Below are 22,169 nucleotides of genomic sequence, written 5' to 3' on the forward strand. Positions count from 1 at the left end.
CAACCGGCACTGATTCTTGCCGACCACCACGGCGACGCCCCGAAACTGGACCCGGTTACCTGCAACACCAAAGCCGGTGGCAGCACAAAGCAGGCCTGCGTGTTCCAGTTCGCCTACGAAGAACGGGTCAAAGCCGCCACTGTGGCCATGAAGGACTACACCTTCAAGAACCCCGCCTACGCCCTGATGCATGAACACAGCGCTGCCGACGCGAACCACCGGGAAGACTACCAGCACTACGACTACCCCGGCCGCTACAAAGCCGACGCCAGCGGCCAGCCGTTCACCCAGAACAAACTGGATGCCCTTAGAAACGACGCCACCATGGCCAACGGCAAAAGCAACCGCCCGGACTTCACCCCCGGCGCCAAAGTGGAACTGCAGGACCACGACAGCCAGACCCTGAACCGGGAATGGCTGCTCACCGCTATTACCCACACCGGCAAACAGCCCCAGGCCCTGGAAGAAGAGGGCGGTAGCGAGCCCACCAGCTACCACAACGATTTCAGCGCCATTCCGGCCGACAAAACCTGGCGCCCGCTGTGCAACCACAAACCCGTGATGGACGGCCCCCAGATGGCCCTCGTCACCGGCCCCGAGGGTGAAGAAATCCACTGCGACCAGTACGGCCGGGTGAAAGTAAGATTCCCGTGGGATAGATACTCGAAGAACGACGAACACTCAAGCGCCTGGTTGCGCGTGGCCCAGGGCTGGGCCGGTGGCCAATACGGCTTCATGGCCTTGCCCAGAATTGGCCACGAGGTCATCGTCAGCTTCCTGGACGGCGACCCTGACCAGCCCATCATCACCGGCCGCACTTATCACGCCACCAACACACCGCCCTATGCGCTGCCGGAGCACAAAACAAGAACCACCCTGAAGACCAAAACCCACAAGGGTGAGGGCAGCAACGAACTGCGCTTTGAAGACGAAGCCGGTGAAGAACAGATCTACGTGCACGCCCAGAAAGACCTGGACCTGCTGACGGAAAACAACCGCACCGAAGTCATCAAGAACGACAGCCACCTGACGGTGGAGAACCACCAGTTCAGCCACATCAAAGCGGCGGACCATTGCACCACCGACGGCGAAAACCGGCTGTCCGTTGGCGCAGATTGCAGCCAGACCGTGGGCGGCACCTACCATCAGAAAACCGCCCGCACCATGGCCTCGGAAGCCGGCACCGAAGTGCATCACAAGGCCGGTGCCAAAGTGGTTCTGGATGCCGGAGCAGAGCTGACGATTTCCGGGGGTGGAAGCTTTATCAAGCTGGACCCCAGCGGCGTGACCTTGAGTGGGCCGGGGATCAAGATCAATTCCGGGGGCAGCCCGGGGAGTGGTTCGGGGGAGAGTACAGTTGCTCCGGAACTGCCTGCAGTGCTTGATAGAGATCGGGCAGCAATGCAGCAGTCTCCTGAACTGGCAATGGTTAGTCAGCGTAAAGGTGCCTCTCCCGACCAAACGGAATTTGAACAGTTACCGGGCTCTGATCGAAAACTGATTATTGATGTGATTGGCGGGCACTTGGAGCGGGATTCAGTAGAGGCGGTGAAAGGAAGCGATGGAGGGGAGAGGGTATGACGGACACGGTGGATTTTTTAGATGAGTCTCTGGATCGCTCAATTCTCAGAAGAGCGGACTACGACGATACAGATCCCAAAGACCTGGTGCTGACGATCCCCAAGCGTGATGGAGGCAAGATCTCTGTTCCTCTTCTTAAGCATGCAAGATCCAATATTGAGCGTGAGGATTACCAAGAGAATACTCTTTTGAGGATCAAACCTCTGGCGGAGATCGCCGATAACCTCCCGGTACAGCAAGGGCGCGGTGCACCAATCTATCAGGGTAAAGGGGTGGCATTGCTACGCCCTGGATTTCTCTACATTTTTTGCAAAGACAAGCTCTGGCGAGAATTGGAGATCAATCAAAACTCCCAATTTAGTGACGTTGATCTTCAGGAAGCGCGTGCGGAGGTCAACGACCCTCAGTCCGATTTGAGAATGGTGCGCCCATCAGCGGGGCAGTGGTTGGACGATGTGCTTGTTCCTGTGTTTCTCCAGGGACAAGCGGTGATGCACGATTTCCGCATGGCCTACAGTGAAGTCCAGTGGGACTGGTCTTATATTCAGAAACTTGAAGAGAATGACGCAGTTCGTAATGCAAGGACGACTGGAGTGGGTCATGCCTGGGCGGCCACATCAGTTGATTCATTAAGTTTTGAAACCGGATTCCCTGCATCACGTGTTGAGAACGCTCCAGAACTCAGGCATCGGGATCTGGGCATTGAACTAATGATTGAAGATCCCAGTGATTTTGTGCTCAGTTTTGAAGGGCCGAGTGAAGACGATCTGTGCAGCAAGCTCGCCAAGCTATTGGTGAGTAATGAAAAGCAGGCAAGGGAGTCAGCACGGCGGGCGGCCTCGAGAAGCGAAGTAAAAGACCCTGTTGAATACACTGAGCAATTGATGAAGAACCCGCTCGAGCATGCACTGGAGGCTACCGCACCAGATCCGGTGGATGCCGGTGAGGAGAGTGAGGTGGCGAACATTCTTGAGCTCTCCTGCCCCCAAGGGGCAGATCTTTTGCAGCATCTCCGCTCGCAGAGGGGGGTTGTCTGCGTAGCTATCCCGGATCTATTGTTCAGGCTGCGCCACTCGTTGGCGCAGCTTCAATTGGCGCTTCACTATCTTGACGCTCTTGATGTATCCATACAGGAAAGACCGCTGGTTCATTCAGCAATGCTGATACGTCAGACGGTATTTGATCCGAATGCATCCGACTCAGCTGGTCAGCTTAGAAAGCTGCGGGCCGCAGTAGATCAAGACAAACTCCACAAAATCCTAGAGCAATCAGAACGCCGAACGATACTTCACAGCATAGAGGGTCATCTAACAAAGCTCGAAATGCTAGTTGCTAGCGGTGAATTTGATTTGGTCTGCGGTGACTATCTCCATCATAGAGGGCTCGGGCCATGCGAGGCATTCTCTATTCATGCGGGCCTGCTGGATATTTTTCAGCAATTACCTGGTGTATTTAGAGCGCAGGGTGTGGAAGAGCCAATTACTCTGTCTCGTGTCCTGAAGCTGGGTCTGGAAAAGAGTTCTCTGATTGACGCTTTGGCTAACGGGGAATGCGAAGAAGATGAACGGTCGTTGCTGGCGCAGTTAAGGGCACTATCTCGTCAGGGCGAAACCCTCACTGATCGGCACTTGAACGGGCTAGGTTTATCAGCCATCAGTACGATTGCCCAGCAACTAAAACATGAGGAGGCTGATTCCGGTACGAATGATGAAAGCTCCTCTCCTGTTTCTGTTGGCTCTGCTGGTACCGTTGCGGGGATGGTTGAAACTGCACTTAGTGGCTGGAGTGGCGCTGTTCTTAAGGTTACTGATCGGTTACGTGAGAGTGGCGAATTGACGGTTATCAGGCTGGATCGAGTGTTTACCGCGGTCAGTGAAGCGGCTGATATTGCGGATCCGAAGCTTGGTGGTGAATTAAGAGTGATGCGCAGGGATGCCGTTGACCCGACGCGTTACAGCATTGTCGGCGTTCATGGAAAAGGCCTCTCGTTTGGATTGACCGATGCTGACCTCCAGAGTGAAGCGTTGACAAGGCGTAACGACTACCTTTTCGCTGATCGAGTTGATGCGGCGGGTAAAAAGGTTGCGTCAACGAGTCCGGCAAGGCTTGCGGATGAGGTTGGTGACGCTGTAGTTAAAGCTGCTGCCCACACTTGGGTGTTTGTCTTGCCGATTGATCATCCCGAAGCTGTGAAGTTCAGTGCGTGGAAATTTGATTGGGCTAATAAGGCTAAGGCTGTTGCGGATGGGCCGGGCTTGTCCCGGGTTTTGGTGGGGTTAGCTGCATTTAACGTTGTCTCCGAAATGTTGAATTTGAAGCAAGCAAAGCCAGAAGAGGTTGGCTACGGTCTTACGAAATTTGTGGGTGCAGGATTAGATCTTTCCGCGGCATTGATGAAGCTTCACGCGGTTAATTCCCCCGCCGAAAGTAAATTGGTTTCGAAAGTTATATTGAGGCCGCTTTTTGAGGTGAGGTCTATACCAGTGCTTGGCCCTTTAGTTCAGCAAAAGCTCATGAAGGATGGCGCAAGTACTATTGTACGTTCTATGTCGTTGGTGAATTTCTTCGCGGCTAGTTTTATGGTGACCGTAAGCGCCTGGGACGTTCGTAATAGTGTTAGTCGTGGAGATATGGACGCCGCTTTAGGCCATGCACTAGCAGTAATCGGTGGTAGTGTTTTCGCATTTTCAAAATTAATGACCGGTATGTTGTTGGTGCCTGGTTGGGGGTGGGCTTTGTTGGGTTTGGGGTTGGTTTTAGGTGGTAGTATATATGCTGCTGTTTCCACTGATAGTGAGATAGAGCAGGTGCTGAAAAGAGGGCCTTTGGGCATTGGCCCAAGTCATGCGGGGCTGCCAGATGATGATGTCCTTTACTATGCCCAACTTCTTACCTTATTCGCTCCTATAAGTATTTCGGCTAAGCGTTATGATAATCTAAGTGATAGTGAAAAGAGAATGTTTTCGGATAACGAGACTTCCCGAAATGATTATAGAATAACGCTTAAGTCCCCGATAATTAGTAGATTTAAAATCGATAAAGTTGGTCATAAAAAAGATAATACAGGCGAGAGAGTTCAACATCCAAGTTTAAGGCTCGGTGTTCAAGAATTAGAATATACTCACAGCACTGTTCAGACATCAAAAACCGACGCGTGGAATGTGGAAAATTACAGATTGAGCAAAAGTACTCCGTTGAAGAGGATTAAAAGCTGGGTCGCCGTTCCTGAACAAAATGCAGTGCATTTTCTGGTTGAAAGAAACTTGGTTGGAGGCGAAATCGAAACGTATGAATATCGTGAACGACGAACCATTAGCCTAAGAGTTGTGATGCAGGCGTATATTACAAGTGAAATTGGGGAATTTCGGTATCCGACTCCGGCGTTGGATGAATACAAACCGTTCGATTCTAAGCATCACGCTGTACTGCCAGGTAAGAAACAAAATGTACTGAACCCGTTCGATAACGATCCGGTTCCGTATTGGATAATTAAAGAGGTTGCACTTTGAGTAACGATGATAAAAAAAGAAGCTATCAGAATTGGAGAGGATCGGGAGATAAGGTTCCTCCTGTTCCTGATGCTACGAAAAAAAATAGAAAACGTGCTGGTCAGGATTTACAACCTGTTGGCGATTACGCAGGTATCGATCCCTATTACCGTATTAGCGATGATGTTGGGGAAGTTCAAAACCAAGATAAGATTGACCCAGAAGCTTTTCAGTCCGGTAACTGGTGGTGGAATCATCGTCAGATTCGTTTCTTGAGTGGCAAGGCGTTTCTCGGCCTTTCAGCAGTTCTATTATTCGTACCCTATGCATGGGGTGGATTGATTTTGATTGGTGGTGCATGGTGGTTTTATTATTGGTTGTATCAATGGGTCGTTGAAGCCAACGATATTGTATTTATGCTGGTAATGTTAGTTGGAGTTGTCGTTTGGCTACCACTTTCGATTCTTATCCTGATAAAGACTATGCCCGTGGTCATGGGCAGCGTTGCTCTATTACTGAGGCCGTTCGACAAATTTCTTGGTAAGCTCTTGGACAGAAGTCATAAGGCGGGTGAAAGCTACTTCAGCCGAGAGACCGGTCAGGTCAGTTTTGCCTTGCCAGGCGGAAAAAAGTTGACAGCCCCCTTCGAGGAATATGATGCCTACGTGGAGCGCGTCGTTGAAGCCGGCGGTATCTTCTACCGCCTGATGTTCGTGCATCGCTACACCGCCAAACAATTCAGCCAGACGTCCCTGAGCCGGGTAGAGCCCACGAAAGAAGAGGTAATGGCGCTGTGGGACATGCTTCAACGCTACATGGATACCTCTCAGCCCCTGCCGGATGTGCCAAGGCTGGAACCATTCAGACATCTGGACCCAGTTACCGCAGAGCATGACCGGCGCACCGACCGCAACCCTCGCTTCTGGCGTGATCTGGATTTGGAAGTCTGGAAGGAAGGGGAAGGCAAGGAATGGCTGAAGCGGCAGATGGAATACCCATGGGATAAACGCCAATGTAGGCTTACACCGCAGTTGGGCAAGATCTCGATGGCGGAGTACCGAAAGCTACGTCCGGCCGATGCATGGCCGATTTGATAACACGCTCGATTCTGTAATGGCTGGACCGAAAACCGTCGCCATTACAGAATCGAAGTTGCTTTACCAACTCCCCACATTCTCCATACTCGCCCAAGGCTCCCGTGCTGGGAGCGCATCGCCTTTCTGCAGCAACTCAATGGAAATCCCGTCCGGCGTCTTGATGAACGCCATATGGCCATCCCGGGGTGGGCGATTGATGGTGACGCCACTGGCCTGAAGTTTCTCGCACAGGGCATAGATATCGTCCACGCGGTAGGCCATATGGCCAAAGTTGCGGCCGCCGGTGTATTCCTCTGGGTCCCAGTTGTAGGTCAGTTCGATCATGGGCGCCTTGTCTTCCCGGGCCCGGGCTTCATCGTCCGGGGCGGCGAGGAACACCAAGGTGAAGCGACCTTTTTCGTTGCTCTTACGACTGATTTCTACCATGCCCAGCAAATCGCAGAAGAAGTGCAGCGTGTCGTCCAGGTTGCTCACCCGGATCATGGTGTGCAGGTATTGCATAAGGTTCTCCTTGGCTGGCCAGGTTCTGAATTGTATACCCCACAGTTTACGGTATTCTTCGGCTATGACTAAAAACGAGATTACCGAGACGTTGCTGGCGTTTGAGGTGCCGGTGGTCCGGCATCTGGCCTGGTTGTGTCTGTCGCCTCAGCTGTTAAAGCATGAGCTCAGTTTCGATCCTGCCGCCCATCTGCCCCCGGAATTCCTGGAGACGTTGAAACGGTGGGAGCGGAACCCTGATACCCTGCCTGCGCTGTTGACGGAAACGCCGGAGCGTCGGCTTGGTCACTATTTCGAGCGCCTGTACGAGGTGTTACTGCGGGATCTGTTGGGTTGGGACATTGTACTGCAGAATCAGCAGGTTCAAGCCGAGGGGCGAACGCTGGGTGAGCTGGATTTTCTGATTCGCAACCGGTGCTCCGGCCAAATGGAGCACCACGAAATTGCCATCAAGTTCTATCTCGGCTTCGTAACAGAGGCGAATCAGGTCCGATGGCACGGACCCAATGCCCGGGATCGGCTGGATCTGAAGACTGAGCGCCTGCTGAATCACCAAAGCCGCTTGTGCCAGCGACCAGAAACCCAGGGCTTGCTGGCCAGTGTTGGTGTCTGCGAAACGGTAACGCCACGAATTTTCATGCCAGGCTATCTGTTCTATCCGGTTGCTCAAACGCTGCCTGAAGCGCCGGCACAGGTGCCGAGGGAGCATCTGAAAGGTTACTGGATGAGGCTTGATCAGGCCCGGCAGGAGAATATCTCTGGCTGGGTGCCCCTGTTCAAGCCGGACTGGATCGGCCCCTGGGCTCAATCGGCTGCGCCGGATACAGCATTGGCGAGGGCGGCGCTTGATCGGGTGGAGAGCGCCGGGATCCCCCAGATGTTTGCCGTTTTGAACAGGCGGCCGGAATCCGATCGCTGGGTAGAGGCCAGTCGGGTGTTCGTTATGCCGCCTCAGTGGCCGGGTGCGGGCGCCTAAGACCATTGTAGGGGCTGTTCGGTTCACAGAAACGGGCGTTGGTCGTTGTCACATTCGTGACACGGTTCTAGAATTCCGGGCTGTTCAGGTGGCATCAGGACGATGCCCGTAAGCCAAGGAAGGAGATGCCCCGATGGAAGATTGGCAAGGATGTCTGTCTCCGGAGTGTCAGACCGCGCTGTTGATGGCCCGAGAAAATGTTGGGCGCCGGGGCGGTTCTGTGATTACTGCCGAAGATTTTCTGCTGGCATTGCTCGATGCCATCCCCGCGATTCCCCCGTTTTTGCAACGCCAGAGTATTGATCTGGACGAACTCGTTCGCACCATTCAGGGTGAGCAGCCCATCGTGACCGAGGTGGTCGGAGACGGTGACCTGTCCTCCCAGTTGATCTATTGGATTGCCTCCGCCCGCGAGTCGGCCGAGGCCCCCTGGCTTGATTGGCCGGTGCTTCTGAAAGCCCTGACGTCCCAGTGTGAGCGGCTTCAGGATAAAGCCTATGTGGCTGTACTCGAGCTTGTGACGTGCTGGCCCTCGGCACATGACGTGCCTGTGCCCACCTCCGATGCCCGTTTCGTTGCGCCGGTATCGATTGCGGAACCAGAATGGCTTGCGTTGGCGGAAGATGTTGCGGTTGCCCTGGCGGCCAATCCCGAAGCATTGATTTGGGTTCGGGGCCCCAGGGGGGCCGGCAAGTCGGCCTGGCTGCACTCGCTCCTGAGCACTCCCGGCCTGGCCTGGGTTCAGGTTGATCCTCGCCGGGAGTCCGAAGTGCTGGCCTGCGATCAACCGGTTTTACCGTCAGGTGATTCGTCCTCTGAGCATTGGCCTGCGCTGGTATTGGACAATGTCAGCCCCGCCGATTTGCTGACGTTGATAGCCGAGCCGCTGGGCCTGATCCGGGATCTGGTTTCCGGCTGGTCTGGGCCAATCCTGCTGATTGGTCGTGATTCGATAACGGATTCCAGCGGTGTCGTTCGGTTGGGGCAGTTGTTGGGCCGTGAACCCGAGGTTCTGGAGCTGCCTCCGGTGAGCGTCCGTCAGCGTAGGGCGGTACTCACGGCACACCAACCGGCAATCGAAAAGCGTTGGAATATCCAGGTTTCCCAGGCGGCTCTCGAATATGCGGCTTCCCGACAAAGCAGCTGTGTCAGCACTCCTGGTGGCATGCTGCAGTGGGTACGGCGAGCCGCCGCCCGGCTGGATTTGTTTGCCAGTCGTGGCTCGGTGTCGGCAGCGGCACTGGAAGGCGAAAAAGATGTGTGGCACCGGCAGTCTCTGGTTGCACTGGCGCGGGGAGAAGATTGCCATCTCCCGGAGCAGAAGGCGGAGGTCCTGATGATTGAACAAGCGGCGGCCGATGTTCTCTGGCACGAGCGCAAGCGGGCCGGCACGCTCCGACGATTGCTGGTGGACGATCTGCGCGAGGAACTGGAGCGATGGGTTGCAGCGAGGCCCGGGCCGGTTCACTATGTGCGACATTGCGAACAACTGCAGGGAGAATCCTTGGGTGCAGGATCTGGAAATCTACATTCGTGACCTTGAACCGGCCGCGGTCTCCAACTGGCTGGAAGGCCAACTGGACGAATTACAGCTGGACGATACCGACGTCAGTTCGGTGGTGAAGGGCATGGCCAGATATAGCGGCGCGCGGGTGCGCATCACGCTGTATCCGGGCGCTTTCGGCAAGCGTTTCACTTCACTGGTGATGGAAGGCGATGAGCTGCCCTGGAACAGCGACCTGGATTGCGCCCGCAGTGCCTGGCGGGCAATGGATACTGAAATCCGCTGCAGCCCGGGAGACTGGAAAGAAGGGGACCCGGTGGAGGACGATAAGTGGTGGCGGCTGGATCATCGCGGCGAGCAGTTGGTGGTCTGGAACTGACAGCCAAGGTTTTCGGTTTGAAACAAAAAAGCAGCCCCGAGAGGCTGCTTTTTTATTGGCGCGTGCGGGAGCTGTCTCAGTCGCTCAGGATAGACACGTTGTCTGCCTGCAGGCCTTTGTCTGCCTCAACCACGTTGAAGCGCACCAGTTGGCCCTGGCGAAGCACGCGACGACCACGGCCACGGATGGCGCGGAAGTGCACAAAGATCTCGTCGCCACTGTCACGAACGATAAAGCCGAAGCCTTTCTTGACGTTGAACCACTTGACGGTGCCTTCCTCGTTACCTTCCGGAGTGCTGTCGTCAAAATCGTCTTCGTCGTCGTCATACTGATTGCTGGGCTGGGAACTGCGAGGTGCTGCTTTGCGAGCGGTTGAGTTCTGCGCGGCAGATTGCTTGCCGGCGAGTGCAATCGCAACAAAGGCGGCAACGGCAAAGACAACAAACGCGAACAGATAGGCCGCTACGCCACCCTGGCTGCCCAGAGCTTCCAGGCCCTGGCCCAACGCCAGGATTTTCAGGGGTTCCGGAGTGGTGGTAAGCAGAAGGCCGAGTACAAACGGTGCCGGAATCGCGATCAGAATGGCAACAAGGATCGCTTTGGCTGGATTACGCATTGGTTGGTTATTCTCCATGGTTTAACACTGACGATAAAAAGCCGGACATCGGGTAACATGGCATGTCTGGCCGGTGAACGCCGCCAACCCCGGGAAAACTGATTATCCCGGGCGCAGGCGGTAAAAGGCGGCATGATACCAGATTACAGAAAGGGCTGACCAAACCTCATGAGCAAAAACTCCCTGGAAGAACGACTGGCAGAACTGGAAATGCGACTTGCGTTCCAGGATGAGCTGATCAACACGTTGAGTGATCAGGTCGCCAAGCAGGAGATGGACATTCGGGAACTGTGGGACGCCAAGAAAATGCTGCACAAGCAACTCAAGGATATCTCGCCGTCCAATATCCGGCGGGAAGAAGAGGAAACACCCCCGCCGCATTATTGATCAGAGGCTCATTGTGAGCCTCTGGTTCGATTCTTTATGCCAGCAGCTCGACCAGAATCTGTTCGTAGATCTCGGATAGTGTGTCCAGGTCCTCAGCCTTCACACACTCGTCCACCTTGTGAATGGTGGCGTTGATCGGGCCAAGTTCGACCACCTGGGCACCGGTGGGCGCAATGAAGCGACCGTCTGAGGTGCCGCCGGACGTAGACAGTTCTGTCTCACGGCCAGTCACGGTTCGAATGGCATTCTGTGCGGCCGATACCAGCGCGCCTTTGTCGGTCAGGAATGGCCGGCCACTGAGGTGCCATTGCAGATCGTATTTCAGGTTGTGCCGGTCCAGGATAGCGACCACTCTCTCTTCCAGGCTTTCCGCGGTGTTCTCGGTGCAGTAACGGAAGTTGAAGTGCACCAGGCACTCCCCGGGCACAATATTGCTGCCGACGCCGGCCTCGACACGAGTTATCTGGAAGGTGGTAGGCGGGAAGAAGTCGTTGCCGTTGTCCCAGAATTCCTTGGCCAACGCGTCCAGTGCCGGTGCAACGTTGTGGACGGCATTCTCGGCCAGATGCGGGTAGGCCACGTGGCCCTGAACGCCGCGAACGGTGAGGTATCCGTGAAGGGAGCCGCGCCGGCCATTCTTGATGACATCCCCTAACTGGTGGGTGCTGGACGGTTCGCCAATCAGGCACCAGTCCATTTTCTCATTGCGGGCTTCGAGGGTTTCCACCACTTTTACGGTGCCATCCTGGGCCGGGCCTTCCTCATCGCTGGTGATCAGCAGGGCAATCGAGCCCCGATGATTCGGGTGGTTAGCCACAAATCGTTCACAGGCGGTGATGAAGGCCGCCAGGCTTCCCTTCATGTCCGCTGCGCCCCGACCGTGCAGGTAGCCGTCCTTGATGATCGGGTCAAACGGCGGGTGCGCCCAGTTTTTCTCGGGGCCGGTGGGTACCACATCGGTGTGGCCGGCAAATGCCAGAACCGGCCCATTGTTGCCCTTTCTTGCCCACAGGTTGTCGGTTTCGCCAAAGCGCAGGTTTTCCCCACTGAAACCCAGCGGCGCCAGGCGTGACATCATGAGTTCCTGGCAGCCCGCGTCGTCCGGCGTTACGGATTGGCGGCGGATAAGGTCCTTGGCAAGTTCCAGGGTGGGGGAGAGCGACATAGGGAAACCTGTTCGATAAGGAAAGAGTAGAGGGAATAACACCACAGAACCCCCGGTGTCGGTGGGTTCTGTGGCGGGCTACAGCCTTAGTTGTTGGCGTGCAGTTCTTCGTTCAGTTCAATGGCGGTCTTGTTGGTTTTGCACTCAACCGCACCGGTCTGGCTATTGCGACGGAACAGCAGATCGTTTTTGCTGGCCAGATCGCGGGCTTTCACCACTTCCACCAGTTTGTTGTGGTCATCCAGCAGGGCCACCTTGGTGCCTGAGGTGATGTACAGGCCAGCTTCAACGGTGCAGCGATCGCCCAGCGGGATGCCGATGCCGGCATTGGCGCCCAGCAGGCAGTTCTCGCCCACGGAAATAATGATGTTGCCGCCGCCGGAAAGCGTGCCCATGGTGGAACAGCCGCCGCCCAGATCGGAGCCTTTACCGATCATAACGCCTGCGGAGATGCGCCCTTCGATCATGCTGGTGCCTTCGGTACCGGCGTTGAAGTTGATAAAGCCTTCATGCATGACGGTGGTACCTTCGCCTACGTAGGCCCCCAGACGTACCCTGGCGGTGTCGGCAATACGTACACCCTTGGGCACTACGTAATCCGTCATCTGCGGGAATTTGTCGACCGACTTCACTTCCAGAATACGGCCATCCAGGCGTGCCTGCAGTTGCCGCTCCGGCAGTTCATTCAGGTCAATGGCGCCTTCGTTGGTCCAGGCCAGGTTGGGCAGCAGGCCAAAAATGCCGTCCAGCTTCAGGCTGTGGGGCTTGGCCAGGCGGTGTGAGATCAGGTGCAGTTTCAGGTACACCTCCGGCGTGCTGGAAGCGGTATCGTCCGTTGCCAGTACGGTGACTACCACGGGGCGCTTGCTCTCAGCCGCTTTCTCGGCCAGTTTGGCCTGGTCTGTCCGGCCCAGTTGGCGAAGGGCGTTGGCAAACTGTGCCAGTTGTTCTGCTTTCACGCTGATGGCCTGGTTGCCACCCTTATAGTCCAGCGCAGACTCAACCACGTCGATCAGGTCTCTGTCGGGTGTCATGATCGGCTGCTGGTAGTACACCTCCAGCCATTCGCCCTGGTTGTTCTGGGTGCCGATTCCGATACCGAATGCAAAACTCATCTGGTGGTTGCTCCTGTTGTCATTAAATAGTCAGAAAAATTCAGCCCAGCCACGCAGACCAGTCGTCTGCGTTGAACCCCACGCTTACGCCGTCTCCGCGCTCGACGACAGGGCGTTTGATGATGGAGGGGTTGTCCAGCATGATCTGGTGGGCACTTTGGGCGCTAATGGTATCACGAACCTCGTCGGGAAGTTTTCGCCAGGTGGTCCCGCGTTTGTTCAGGAGCGTTTCCCAGCCAACGGCCTGCTCCCACTGGCTGAGCTTCTCGCTGCTCAGGCCGTCTTTCTTGAAATCATGGAACTCATAGTCCACGCCGTGTTCATCCAGCCACTTCCGGGCCTTTTTGACGGTGTCGCAGTTGCGGATGCCATATAACTTCATTGTTCAAAACCTTTTACAAACTCAACGATACGTTTCGCGGCCTCAACGCATTCCTCCAAGGGAGCCACCAGTGCCATGCGCACGCGGTTTTCACCCGGGTTGTGGCCGTTTACCGTGCGCGACAGATATCGGCCCGGCAATACGTGTACGTTCTGTCGGGCGGACAGCTCCCGGGCGAATGTTTCGTCGTCCATGGGCGTCTCCGGCCAGAGGTAGAAGCCGGCATCCGGGAAGTCGACGTTCATCACTTCGCGCAGAATGGGCACGACTGCCTCGAACTTGGCCCGGTAGGCGGCCCGATTTTCGCGCACATGGTCCTCATCCTTCCAGGCGGCGATGCTGGCCAATTGGTTATGTATGGGCATGGCGCAGCCGTGGTAGGTGCGGTATTTCAGGTAGCCTGCCAGCACCTCGGCGTCGCCGGCCACAAAGCCGGACCGCAGGCCCGGCAGGTTGCTGCGTTTGGACAGGCTGTGGAACACCACACAGCGCTTGAAATCGTGGCGGCCGATGGCGGCGCAAGTTTGCAGCAAGCCTTCCGGCGGGTTGGCTTCGTCCGGGTAGAGCTCTGAATAGCACTCGTCCGAGGCAATCAGGAAATCGTGCTGGTCGGCCAGTTCAATCACTTTTACCAGGGTTTCCCTCGGAATCACCGCTCCACTCGGATTGCCGGGCGAGCACAGGAACAGGATCTGGCAGTTCTTCCAGACCGACTCGGGCACGGCGTCGAAGTCCGGGATGAAGCCATTGCCGCCATCGCAGGGCAGATAAACCGGTGTGGCGCCGGCCAGGAAGGCTGCGCCTTCGTAGATCTGATAGAAAGGATTGGGGCTGACCACGGTGGCGGGTTTGCCAGCATCCACAACCGCCTGAACCAGGGCGAAGATGGCTTCGCGGGTTCCGTTTACGGGCACCACGTGGCGGTTCGGATCTAATGACGCCGGTGCAAGATCAAACCGGTGGGTTGCCCATGCGGCAATCGCGCTACGAAGTTCGTCCGTGCCTTTGGTCGTGGGGTAATTCGCCAGTTTATCCAGATTATCGGCAATAACGTCCTTTACGAAGGCTGGCGATGGGTGCTTGGGCTCACCAATTCCCAGGGAGATGGGCGCCAGATGTTCTGGCACCGAAATGCCGGCCTTCAGTTTGGCCAGTTTCTCGAAGGGATAGGGGTGAAGTCTTTCCAGATTGGGGTTCATTGAATCTCGTCCAGCATTTTACAGAGGTCCTGTTGCAGGGCCTGGCACACGCCCGGGTCGCGCAGGGGTTCGCCCTGTTCGTCGGTGATGAAGAACACGTCTTCAACCCGCTCTCCCAGCGTGGCAATCTTGGCGTTGGTCAGCCGCACCCGATGTTCCAGCAACACCTGGCCAATCCGCGCCAGCAGACCGGGGCGGTCCGGTGTGATCAGTTCCATCACCGTGCGCTGATTGATGGTGTCGTTGGAGAAGGTCACCTCGGTCGGGAACGCAAAGTGTTTCAACTGCCTTGGCGTTCTGCGATGGATGATGTCCGGATAGTCTTCCGGGTCGTCCAGTTCTTCAATCAGTCGCTTGCGTACGCGCTCCTTCCGGGCCGGGTCGATACCCAGCGGCTGGCCCTTGTCATCCAGAACCACATAGGAGCTGATGGAATAGGGGCCTTCGGTGGAATTGATGCGGGCATCCACAATGTTCAGGTTCAACTGCTCCAGAACAGCGGTGGTGGCGGCAAACAGGGCGACGCGATCTTTCATGTAGATGATGATCTGGGAATAGCCGTCAGTCGGGCCACCCCGGGTGTCCCGGATCAGCACCAGAGGATCCGGGTTGTCGCCGTGGCGAATGATGGCGGCTGTTTGCCAGGCGATATCGACAGTGGAATCCTGCAGGAAGTATTCGTCGTCCACGGTATTCCAGATCTGGTCGATCTGTTCGTCGGTCATGTTCTGGGCGTGGAGGATTTCCCTGGCTTCCTCCTGGGTGGCCCGGATCCAGGACTGCCGGTCTACCGGATTGTCAGTGCCGCGGCGCAGAGCCCGTTTGGTTTCTATATAAAGCTGGCGCAACAACGACGCGCGCCAGGTGTTCCACAGTTTGGGATTGGTGGCACTGATATCGCAAACCGTGAGGATGTAGAGATAGTCCAGGTGGGCGAGGCTGGGTACCGCGCGGGCAAAGGCCTGAATGATGTCCGGGTCGGAAATATCCTTGCGCTGCGCGGTCATCGACATTAGCAGGTGGTTTTCCACCAGCCAAGACACCAGCTGGGTGTCCCGTTCACTGAGATGGTGCCGCTCGCAAAAGGCTTCGGCATCAATGGCGCCAAGCTCGGAATGGTCGCCGCCCCGGCCTTTTGCCACGTCGTGGTAGAGGCCGGCAATAAACAGGGTTTCCAGTTTCGGCAGCCGGTGGATCAGACGGGAGGCCAGGGGGTATTCGGTTCGGGCCTCGGTGCTGTTGAGCCTCACCATATTACGGATCACCCGCATGGTGTGGGCGTCTACCGTATAGATATGGAAAAGGTCGTGTTGCATCTGCCCGATGATCTGGCCGAACTCCGGCAGGTAGCGGCCCAGCACGTTGTACTTCTTCATGGCCGACAGAGTCTGGTCCAGGGCATGGGGCGTGCGTAGCAGCTCCATAAACAGCGTAGTGACGGCCAGGTCAGACCGGAACGCGTCATCAATCAGATGCCTGTGGGCCCGGAGTGAGCGAATCGTGGTGGCCCGGATACCTTTGATCTCCGGGTGTTGCGCCATCAGCACGAAGATTTCCATGATCGCGTACGGGGCGTAGGCGAACACCTGATTGTTCACCGCTTCAATGTAAAGGTTGCGAACCTGGAAACGTTTGTTCAGGGGGCGAATTTCATCTTCGCCGCCGCTGCCAATGATGGCTTCGTCATAATACTGCAGGATCACGTCGGCCAGCTCCGCCAGTGCAAGCACAGTGCGGTAGTACTGCTGCATCATCAGTTCCACACCCAGGCGTTTGCCTTCGTCCTGGTACCCGAGCATTTGCGCCAGCGCTCGCTGGTGGTCAAACAGCAGGCGATTTTCGTTGCGGTCGGCCAGTAATTGAAGACCAAAGCGGAGCTGCCAGAGGAAGGTCTCTCCCTGATACAGAATCTGATGCTCTTCTTCGGTCAGGATGCTGAAGCGGGTGAGGTCGGCAATATTCTGCAGGCCGAAATGGCGTTTGGTGATCCAGCCGATGGTCTGGATATCTCGAAGGGCGCCCGGTGAGCCTTTGACGTTGGGCTCCAGGTTATATTCGGTGTCGCCGTATTTCTTGTGGCGCTGCTGCTGCTCTTCCCGTTTGGCGAGGAAGTAGTCCCGGTCCGAACTGACGTCGTCTGAATACACCTGCTCACTGAGTTGGGCTCGCAATCCATCCGGGCCTGCGATGGTGCGTGTTTCCAGCAGGTTGGTCAGGATAGTGATATCTTCCCGGGCGGCCTGAATGGATTCCGCCAGGCTGCGAACGCTGTGGCCAATATCGAGTTTCAGATCCCAGAGCAGGGTAACAAACGCGCCCAGGTCTTCCTGCCAGTCTTCTTCTATGCCGTTGCGGGTAAGAATCAGCAGGTCAATATCGGAATGGGGGTGCAGCTCGCCTCGGCCATAACCCCCGACGGCCACCAGCGCAATGTCAGCGGAGCGGGAAAATGGGTACCGGTTCCAGATCAGTCGGAGTACCTTGTCGATGGTGTTGGCCCTGGCATGAACCAGGGCCCGGACATCGGCGCCTTGCCGAAATGCCTCGGCATCAGCGTTGTAGCTTTCCCGCAACAGTTCGCGTGCGGCAAACACCGGTGAGGTGTCGTTACTGATGCGGGATTCCAGCTCGCTTCGGTCCACTTAGAACGACTCTTCCGATCGGCGGGTGAGCACCTCATAGCCATCGGAGGTTACCAGAATGGTGTGCTCCCACTGTGCCGACAGTTTGTGATCCTTGGTGACTACTGTCCAGCCATCTGCCAGTAACTTGGTCTGGTATTTGCCCTGGTTGATCATCGGCTCGATGGTAAAGGTCATGCCTTCTTTGAGTTCCATGCCGGTGCCGGGCTTGCCGTAGTGCATTACCTGGGGCTCCTCGTGAAACACTTTGCCAATGCCGTGGCCGCAATAGTCTCTGACAACGGAGTAACGGTGTTTCTCGGCATACTGCTGTATTGCGTGGCCAATATCACCCAGACGGGTTCCGGGTTTCACCAGTTCAATGCCTTTATATAGGCACTCCTGGGTGATCTGGATCAGGCGTTCGGTGCCGGGCTTGGGCTTACCCACAATCCACATCTTGCTGGTGTCGCCGTGGTAACTGTCTTTGATGATAGTGACATCAATATTGATGATGTCGCCTTCCTTCAGCACCTTCTTCTCGGACGGGATGCCGTGACAGATTACGTGGTTGACAGATGTGCAGATAGACTTGGGGAAGCCCTTGTAGTTCAGGGGCGCGGGAATTGCCTGCTGTGTGTTGACGATATAGTCGTGCGCAATACGATCCAGCTCTTCCGTGGTGATGCCGGGTTTGACATGTTCGTCGAGCATTTCCAGAACTTCGGCAGCCAGGCGACCGGCCACGCGCATCTTTTCAATCTCTTCGGGGGTCTTGATAGTTACCTGCATCGGGCTTCCTGTTGATTTGTATCAAACCGGCATTTTAAGGGGCGGCGACATAAGGTACAAGGCGGGGAGCAGGCTATGCTGGCCATAGTCCGGGGCTAAAAATAATGGCGTTTGGCCTGGCAGATATGGTATAAACGCGCCCGCCGGAAACGAATCCGGCAAATTCACACACGTGTCAGCACGTTGTCCCAGGGTGCCGGCTCCTGTTTAAAGGAGGCTGGTTGGGGCAATCGGACGCGTGGAGGACTAACCCGAAGCTAAAAGGTAAATATCATGGCTCAGGTAAATATGCGTGACCTGCTCAAGGCAGGTGCTCACTTCGGTCACCAGACTCGCTACTGGAACCCGAAAATGTCGAAGTTCATCTTCGGCGCCCGTAACAAGATTCATATCATCAACCTGGAGCAGACTGTTCCGGCCATGAATGAAGCGCTGAACTTCATTCAGTCTCTGGCTGAGAACAAGAACAAGATCCTGTTTGTTGGTACCAAGCGCGCGGCTTCCAAGATCATCAAGGAAGAAGCTCAGCGTTCCGGTCAGCCTTACGTTAACCACCGCTGGTTGGGTGGTATGCTGACCAACTACAAGACCATCCGTCAGTCTATCCGTCGCTACCGTGATCTGGAAGCCCAGAGCCAGGACGGTACTTTCGACAAGCTGACCAAGAAAGAAGCTCTTGAGCGTACCCGTGAGATGGATAAGCTCGAGCGCTCCATCGGTGGTATCAAGGATATGGGTGGCCTGCCGGATGCCCTGTTCGTTATCGACGTAGACCACGAGCGTATCGCCATCAAGGAAGCCAATAAGCTGGGTATTCCTGTTATCGGTGTTGTTGATACCAACAGCGATCCCGATGGTGTTGATTACGTGATCCCGGGTAACGATGACGCCATCCGTGCTATCCAGATCTACGTGAAAGCCGTTGCCGATACCTGTCTGGAAGCTTCCCAGTCTGCCGGCGCTGGCGCTGACGAGTTTGTTGAAGTCAGCGAAGATGCTGCAGGCGCTGCTCCGGCCGCCGAGTAACATCCAGGCTTAACGTTTGAGTTGTAAGGTATGCCCGCCTGTTTATGCGGGTATACCTCCCCACCGAATTCGGAAAAGACAAGAGGATTGAACATGGCTGCAATTACCGCTGCAATGGTCAAAGAGCTGCGTGAGCGTACTGGCCTTGGCATGATGGAGTGCAAAAAAGCACTGGTTGAAGCTGAAGGCAATGTTGAAACTGCGATTGAAGAGCTGCGCAAGTCTTCCGGTCTGAAAGCCGCCAAGAAGGCCGGCCGTACTGCCGCTGAAGGCGTGTCTCTGGTCAAGGTGTCTGACGACAACACCGTGGCCTTCATTCTGGAAGTGAACTCCGAAACTGACTTCGTTGCTCGCGACGACAACTTCATGAACTTTGCCAACGACGTTCTGAATGTTGCCTTCGAGAAGGGCGAAACTGACGTTGCCAAGCTGATGGAAGGCGACCTGGAAGCCAAGCGTGAGGCTCTGGTTCAGAAGATCGGTGAAAACATCACCGTTCGTCGCATCATCAAGGTTGAAGGCCCGGTTGTGGGTGGTTACGTGCACAGCAACAACAAGATCGCTTCCGTTGTTGCCCTGACTGCAGGTGACGAAGAGCTGGCTCGCGACATTGCCATGCACGTTGCTGCTGTTAACCCGCGCGTTGGCAAGCCTGACGACATGCCGGCTGAAGAGCTGGAAAAAGAGAAAGAGATCATCAAGGCCCAGCCGGATATGGAAGGCAAGCCTGCCGAGATCGTTGAGAAGATGATGGGTGGCCGCATCAAGAAGTTCCTGGCTGAAAACAGCCTGGTTGAGCAGCCGTTCGTCAAGAATCCGGACCAGAAAGTGGGTGACCTGATCAAGTCGGCCGGTGGCGACCTGGTTGGTTTCATTCGCCTGGAAGTGGGTGAAGGCATCGAGAAAGAAGAAGTGGATTTTGCTGCTGAAGTGGCTGCTGCCGCTGGCACAGGCAAGGCCTGATTCCTCTTCGAGGCACTGCCGTGCAACATGGTAGTGCCACCTGAGTCTGCCACGTCAGCCGGGTTCGCCCGGCTTTCGTGGCGGGCTTGTATCTGAGATACCCCTTTTTTGAGGAGTATGTCAGATACAAGCCTGCAACGGGTTTGCGCCGGATAGCCAACAGACGAGAAGGGGACCACCATGCCGACATCTTCGAAAAACCAGCCCAGATACAAGCGTGTTCTGCTCAAGCTCAGTGGCGAAGCCCTGATGGGAGAGCACGATTTCGGTATTGATCCCAAAGTTCTTGATCGTATGGCCCTGGAAATTGGTGCCCTTATTGGCATTGGTGTTCAAGTGGGGCTGGTCATTGGCGGTGGCAACCTGTTTCGCGGAGCAGCCCTCAATGCGGCAGGCCTTGATCGCGTGACCGGAGACCACATGGGGATGCTGGCCACGGTCATGAACGGCCTGGCCATGCGTGATGCGCTGGAGCGTTCGAACATCCGTACCCGCGTGATGTCTGCTATCCCCATGAGCGGCATTGTCGAGCATTATGACCGTCGCCGTGCGGTGCGGGATCTTAAGGAAGGTGACGTGGTCATCTTCAGCGCGGGTACCGGCAACCCGTTCTTCACCACGGACTCCGCGGCCTGTCTGCGTGGCATTGAAATTGAAGCTGACGCTGTTCTGAAGGCAACCAAGGTAGATGGCGTTTACTCGGCCGATCCCCATCTTGATCCTACCGCAGTAAAATACGACCACCTGACCTATGATGAGGTTCTGGACAAGAAACTGGGCGTGATGGATCTCACGGCCATCTGCCTGGCGCGGGATCACGGTATGCCGCTTCGGGTCTTCGACATGAACCGCCCCGGTGTGCTGACGCGCATTGTGACCGGGGAACGGGAAGGCACATTGATTGAATGAATAAGGCTGCCGGCGCCTGAAGTGCCGGCTTCCTGCATGGAACCAGACGAACGAATTGAGGAAGCTGACGTGATTAACGACATCAAAGCTGAAGCCGAAAAGAAAATGAAAAAGAGCCTGGAAGCTCTGCATTCGGCTTTCAATAAAATCCGTACCGGACGTGCCCATCCGGCGATCCTGGACAGCGTAATGGTGAACTACTACGGTCAGGAAACACCGCTGAAGCAGGTGGCCAGCGTGAACGTGGAAGACAACCGGACGCTGACGGTTGCGCCCTGGGAAAAGAATCTGGTGCCCACGATTGAGAAAGCGATTATGACGTCTGACCTTGGCCTGAATCCGGCCACCAGTGGCGACATCATCCGCGTGCCCATGCCGATGCTGACTGAAGAGACCCGTAAAGAAATGGTCAAGCAGGCAAAGGCTGATGCGGAGCATGGTCGGGTGTCTATTCGTAACGCTCGTCGCGATGCCAATCACATGATCAAAGAGCTGGTTAAGGAAAAGGAAATCAGCGAAGACGATCAGCACCGTGGCGAAGATGAAATTCAGAAGCTCACCGACAAATACATCGCCGAAGTTGAAAAGATGTTGAAGTCGAAGGAAGAGGACCTGATGGCGGTTTAAGCGCCCGGGTTCATTCAGGAGCAGGATCAGCGGCGGGGGAGTCCCGCCGCACAGAGGATTTCATGACGGCAAAAGTTACCGCAGAAATTCCGGTGGCAGCAGATAACTGCCCCCGGCATGTCGCCATTATCATGGATGGCAATAACCGCTGGGCCAAAGCGCACCGGCTTAAGGGAGTGGCGGGCCACAAGGCCGGGGTGGATGCGGTCAAGGCGGTGGTGGAAACCTGCGCCAAAGAGGGCGTGGAGGTATTGACCCTGTTTGCCTTTTCCAGCGAGAACTGGCGCCGGCCCAAGGACGAAGTATCAGCTCTTATGCGTCTGTTCCTGATCGCATTGGAGCGGGAAGTCCGCAAACTGCATCGCAACAACATCCGCCTACGGATTATCGGTGATCGTTCAGCCTTCAATCCGGCGCTCCAGGAGCATATGGAGAAAGCCGAGGCGCTGACCCGTGACAATACCCGAATGACGCTGGTGATTGCGGCCAATTACGGTGGCCACTGGGACATCACCCAGGCGACCCGCAAGGTAGCGGAGCAGGTGCGGATGGGCCAACTGGAACCGTCAGATATCACCGATGACCTGATCCAGGAACACCTGAGCATCGGTGATCTGCCCATGCCCGATCTTCTTATCCGGACGGCGGGTGAACAACGCATCAGCAATTTCATGTTGTGGCACCTGGCCTACACCGAATTCTACTTTTCCGAGGTGTTCTGGCCGGATTTCAAGCGCGAGCAAATGCTCAGGGCGCTTGATGCCTATGCCCATCGACAGCGCCGTTTCGGTCAGACCGACGACCAGATTGCTGCTCGCGCTGCACAACAATAACGACCAAG

At 56.0% G+C, this 22,169-nt stretch carries 20 protein-coding genes; 12 read left to right on the top strand and 8 right to left on the bottom strand.

The window, feature by feature from the left end; genetic code table 11:
* The 3 genes from tssI to JIF53_RS05025 all read left to right on the top strand — a co-directional run.
* On the top strand, positions 1-1,581 hold a 1,581-nt coding region (gene tssI / locus JIF53_RS05015; RefSeq protein ID WP_228285473.1), incomplete at its 5' end, for a type VI secretion system tip protein TssI/VgrG.
* Entirely contained in the window at positions 1,578-5,090 is a 3,513-nt protein-coding gene (locus JIF53_RS05020; protein ID WP_199451975.1) for a toxin VasX, read from the top strand. The genes tssI and JIF53_RS05020, both read left to right, overlap by 4 nt.
* A complete protein-coding gene (locus JIF53_RS05025) occupies positions 5,087-6,163 on the top strand; it encodes a hypothetical protein (protein ID WP_153741599.1) in 1,077 nt (358 codons plus the stop codon). Before JIF53_RS05020 ends, JIF53_RS05025 begins: the two co-directional genes overlap by 4 nt.
* Before the next feature lie 63 nt (positions 6,164-6,226).
* Here JIF53_RS05025 and JIF53_RS05030 read toward each other — a convergent pair whose 3' ends face one another.
* Positions 6,227-6,667: a VOC family protein gene (locus tag JIF53_RS05030; RefSeq protein WP_153741598.1), complete on the bottom strand. Its 441-nt coding sequence runs from the start codon at positions 6,665-6,667 to the stop codon at positions 6,227-6,229.
* Between the two features lie 64 nt (positions 6,668-6,731).
* On the opposite strand from JIF53_RS05030, the gene JIF53_RS05035 reads away from it, so the two are divergent.
* From JIF53_RS05035 to JIF53_RS05045, 3 genes are all read left to right on the top strand, one after another.
* Positions 6,732-7,643 carry a DUF1853 family protein gene (locus JIF53_RS05035; RefSeq protein ID WP_199451976.1) on the top strand — a complete coding sequence of 304 codons (912 nt, stop codon included), beginning with the start codon at positions 6,732-6,734 and terminating at the stop codon, positions 7,641-7,643.
* Between the two features lie 133 nt (positions 7,644-7,776).
* A complete protein-coding gene (locus JIF53_RS05040) occupies positions 7,777-9,180 on the top strand; it encodes a hypothetical protein (RefSeq protein ID WP_199451977.1) in 1,404 nt (467 codons plus the stop codon).
* The gene (locus tag JIF53_RS05045) at positions 9,152-9,526 is read left to right on the top strand and encodes a hypothetical protein (RefSeq protein WP_011786016.1); all 375 of its coding nucleotides are present in this window, start codon (positions 9,152-9,154) and stop codon (positions 9,524-9,526) included. The genes JIF53_RS05040 and JIF53_RS05045 overlap by 29 nt, the downstream gene beginning before the upstream one ends.
* 76 nt (positions 9,527-9,602) lie before the next feature.
* On the opposite strand, the gene JIF53_RS19635 is transcribed toward JIF53_RS05045, so the two are convergent.
* The gene (locus JIF53_RS19635; RefSeq protein ID WP_199451978.1) at positions 9,603-10,142 is read right to left on the bottom strand and encodes a cold-shock protein; all 540 of its coding nucleotides are present in this window, start codon (positions 10,140-10,142) and stop codon (positions 9,603-9,605) included.
* Between the two features lie 168 nt (positions 10,143-10,310).
* Between JIF53_RS19635 and JIF53_RS05055 the strand changes: the two genes are divergently transcribed.
* Positions 10,311-10,529, top strand: coding sequence for a SlyX family protein (locus JIF53_RS05055; RefSeq protein WP_011786014.1), 219 nt, complete (start codon positions 10,311-10,313; stop codon positions 10,527-10,529).
* A 34-nt stretch (positions 10,530-10,563) separates the two neighbouring features.
* Here JIF53_RS05055 and dapE read toward each other — a convergent pair whose 3' ends face one another.
* From dapE to map, 6 genes are all read right to left on the bottom strand, one after another.
* Positions 10,564-11,694, bottom strand: a complete 1,131-nt coding sequence (gene dapE, locus JIF53_RS05060) for a succinyl-diaminopimelate desuccinylase (RefSeq protein WP_199451979.1) — start codon at positions 11,692-11,694, stop codon at positions 10,564-10,566.
* An 86-nt stretch (positions 11,695-11,780) separates the two neighbouring features.
* Positions 11,781-12,809 (bottom strand): 2,3,4,5-tetrahydropyridine-2,6-dicarboxylate N-succinyltransferase, encoded by a 1,029-nt coding sequence (gene dapD, locus JIF53_RS05065; protein WP_022991540.1) that lies wholly within the window; start codon positions 12,807-12,809, stop codon positions 11,781-11,783.
* Positions 12,810-12,849: 40 nt separating this feature from the next.
* The gene (locus JIF53_RS05070; RefSeq protein WP_011786011.1) at positions 12,850-13,191 is read right to left on the bottom strand and encodes an ArsC family reductase; all 342 of its coding nucleotides are present in this window, start codon (positions 13,189-13,191) and stop codon (positions 12,850-12,852) included.
* On the bottom strand, positions 13,188-14,390 hold the full coding sequence (gene dapC / locus JIF53_RS05075) for a succinyldiaminopimelate transaminase (protein WP_199451980.1): 1,203 nt from the start codon (positions 14,388-14,390) through the stop codon (positions 13,188-13,190). The genes JIF53_RS05070 and dapC overlap by 4 nt, the downstream gene beginning before the upstream one ends.
* Positions 14,387-17,032 carry a [protein-PII] uridylyltransferase gene (locus tag JIF53_RS05080; RefSeq protein ID WP_153741594.1) on the bottom strand — a complete coding sequence of 882 codons (2,646 nt, stop codon included), beginning with the start codon at positions 17,030-17,032 and terminating at the stop codon, positions 14,387-14,389. The genes dapC and JIF53_RS05080 overlap by 4 nt, the downstream gene beginning before the upstream one ends.
* A complete protein-coding gene (map, locus tag JIF53_RS05085) occupies positions 17,033-17,803 on the bottom strand; it encodes a type I methionyl aminopeptidase (RefSeq protein WP_199451981.1) in 771 nt (256 codons plus the stop codon). It lies immediately after the preceding gene.
* A 273-nt stretch (positions 17,804-18,076) separates the two neighbouring features.
* Here map and rpsB point away from each other — a divergent pair, with 273 nt between their 5' ends.
* From rpsB to uppS, 5 genes are all read left to right on the top strand, one after another.
* Positions 18,077-18,829 carry a 30S ribosomal protein S2 gene (rpsB, locus tag JIF53_RS05090; RefSeq protein ID WP_011786007.1) on the top strand — a complete coding sequence of 251 codons (753 nt, stop codon included), beginning with the start codon at positions 18,077-18,079 and terminating at the stop codon, positions 18,827-18,829.
* 93 nt (positions 18,830-18,922) lie between these two features.
* Complete coding sequence (tsf, locus tag JIF53_RS05095) at positions 18,923-19,792, top strand: translation elongation factor Ts (protein WP_153741592.1); 870 nt, start codon at positions 18,923-18,925, stop codon at positions 19,790-19,792.
* A 180-nt stretch (positions 19,793-19,972) separates the two neighbouring features.
* Positions 19,973-20,701 (top strand): UMP kinase, encoded by a 729-nt coding sequence (pyrH, locus tag JIF53_RS05100; RefSeq protein WP_011786005.1) that lies wholly within the window; start codon positions 19,973-19,975, stop codon positions 20,699-20,701.
* A gap of 69 nt (positions 20,702-20,770) precedes the next feature.
* A complete protein-coding gene (gene frr / locus JIF53_RS05105) occupies positions 20,771-21,328 on the top strand; it encodes a ribosome recycling factor (RefSeq protein ID WP_031210096.1) in 558 nt (185 codons plus the stop codon).
* Positions 21,329-21,390: 62 nt separating this feature from the next.
* Positions 21,391-22,161 (top strand): polyprenyl diphosphate synthase, encoded by a 771-nt coding sequence (gene uppS, locus JIF53_RS05110; protein WP_153741591.1) that lies wholly within the window; start codon positions 21,391-21,393, stop codon positions 22,159-22,161.
* Positions 22,162-22,169: the final 8 nt, after the last annotated feature.

Source organism: Marinobacter sp. bablab_jr008, from assembly GCF_016464145.1.
Classification (GTDB): Bacteria; Pseudomonadota; Gammaproteobacteria; order Pseudomonadales; family Oleiphilaceae; genus Marinobacter; species Marinobacter nauticus.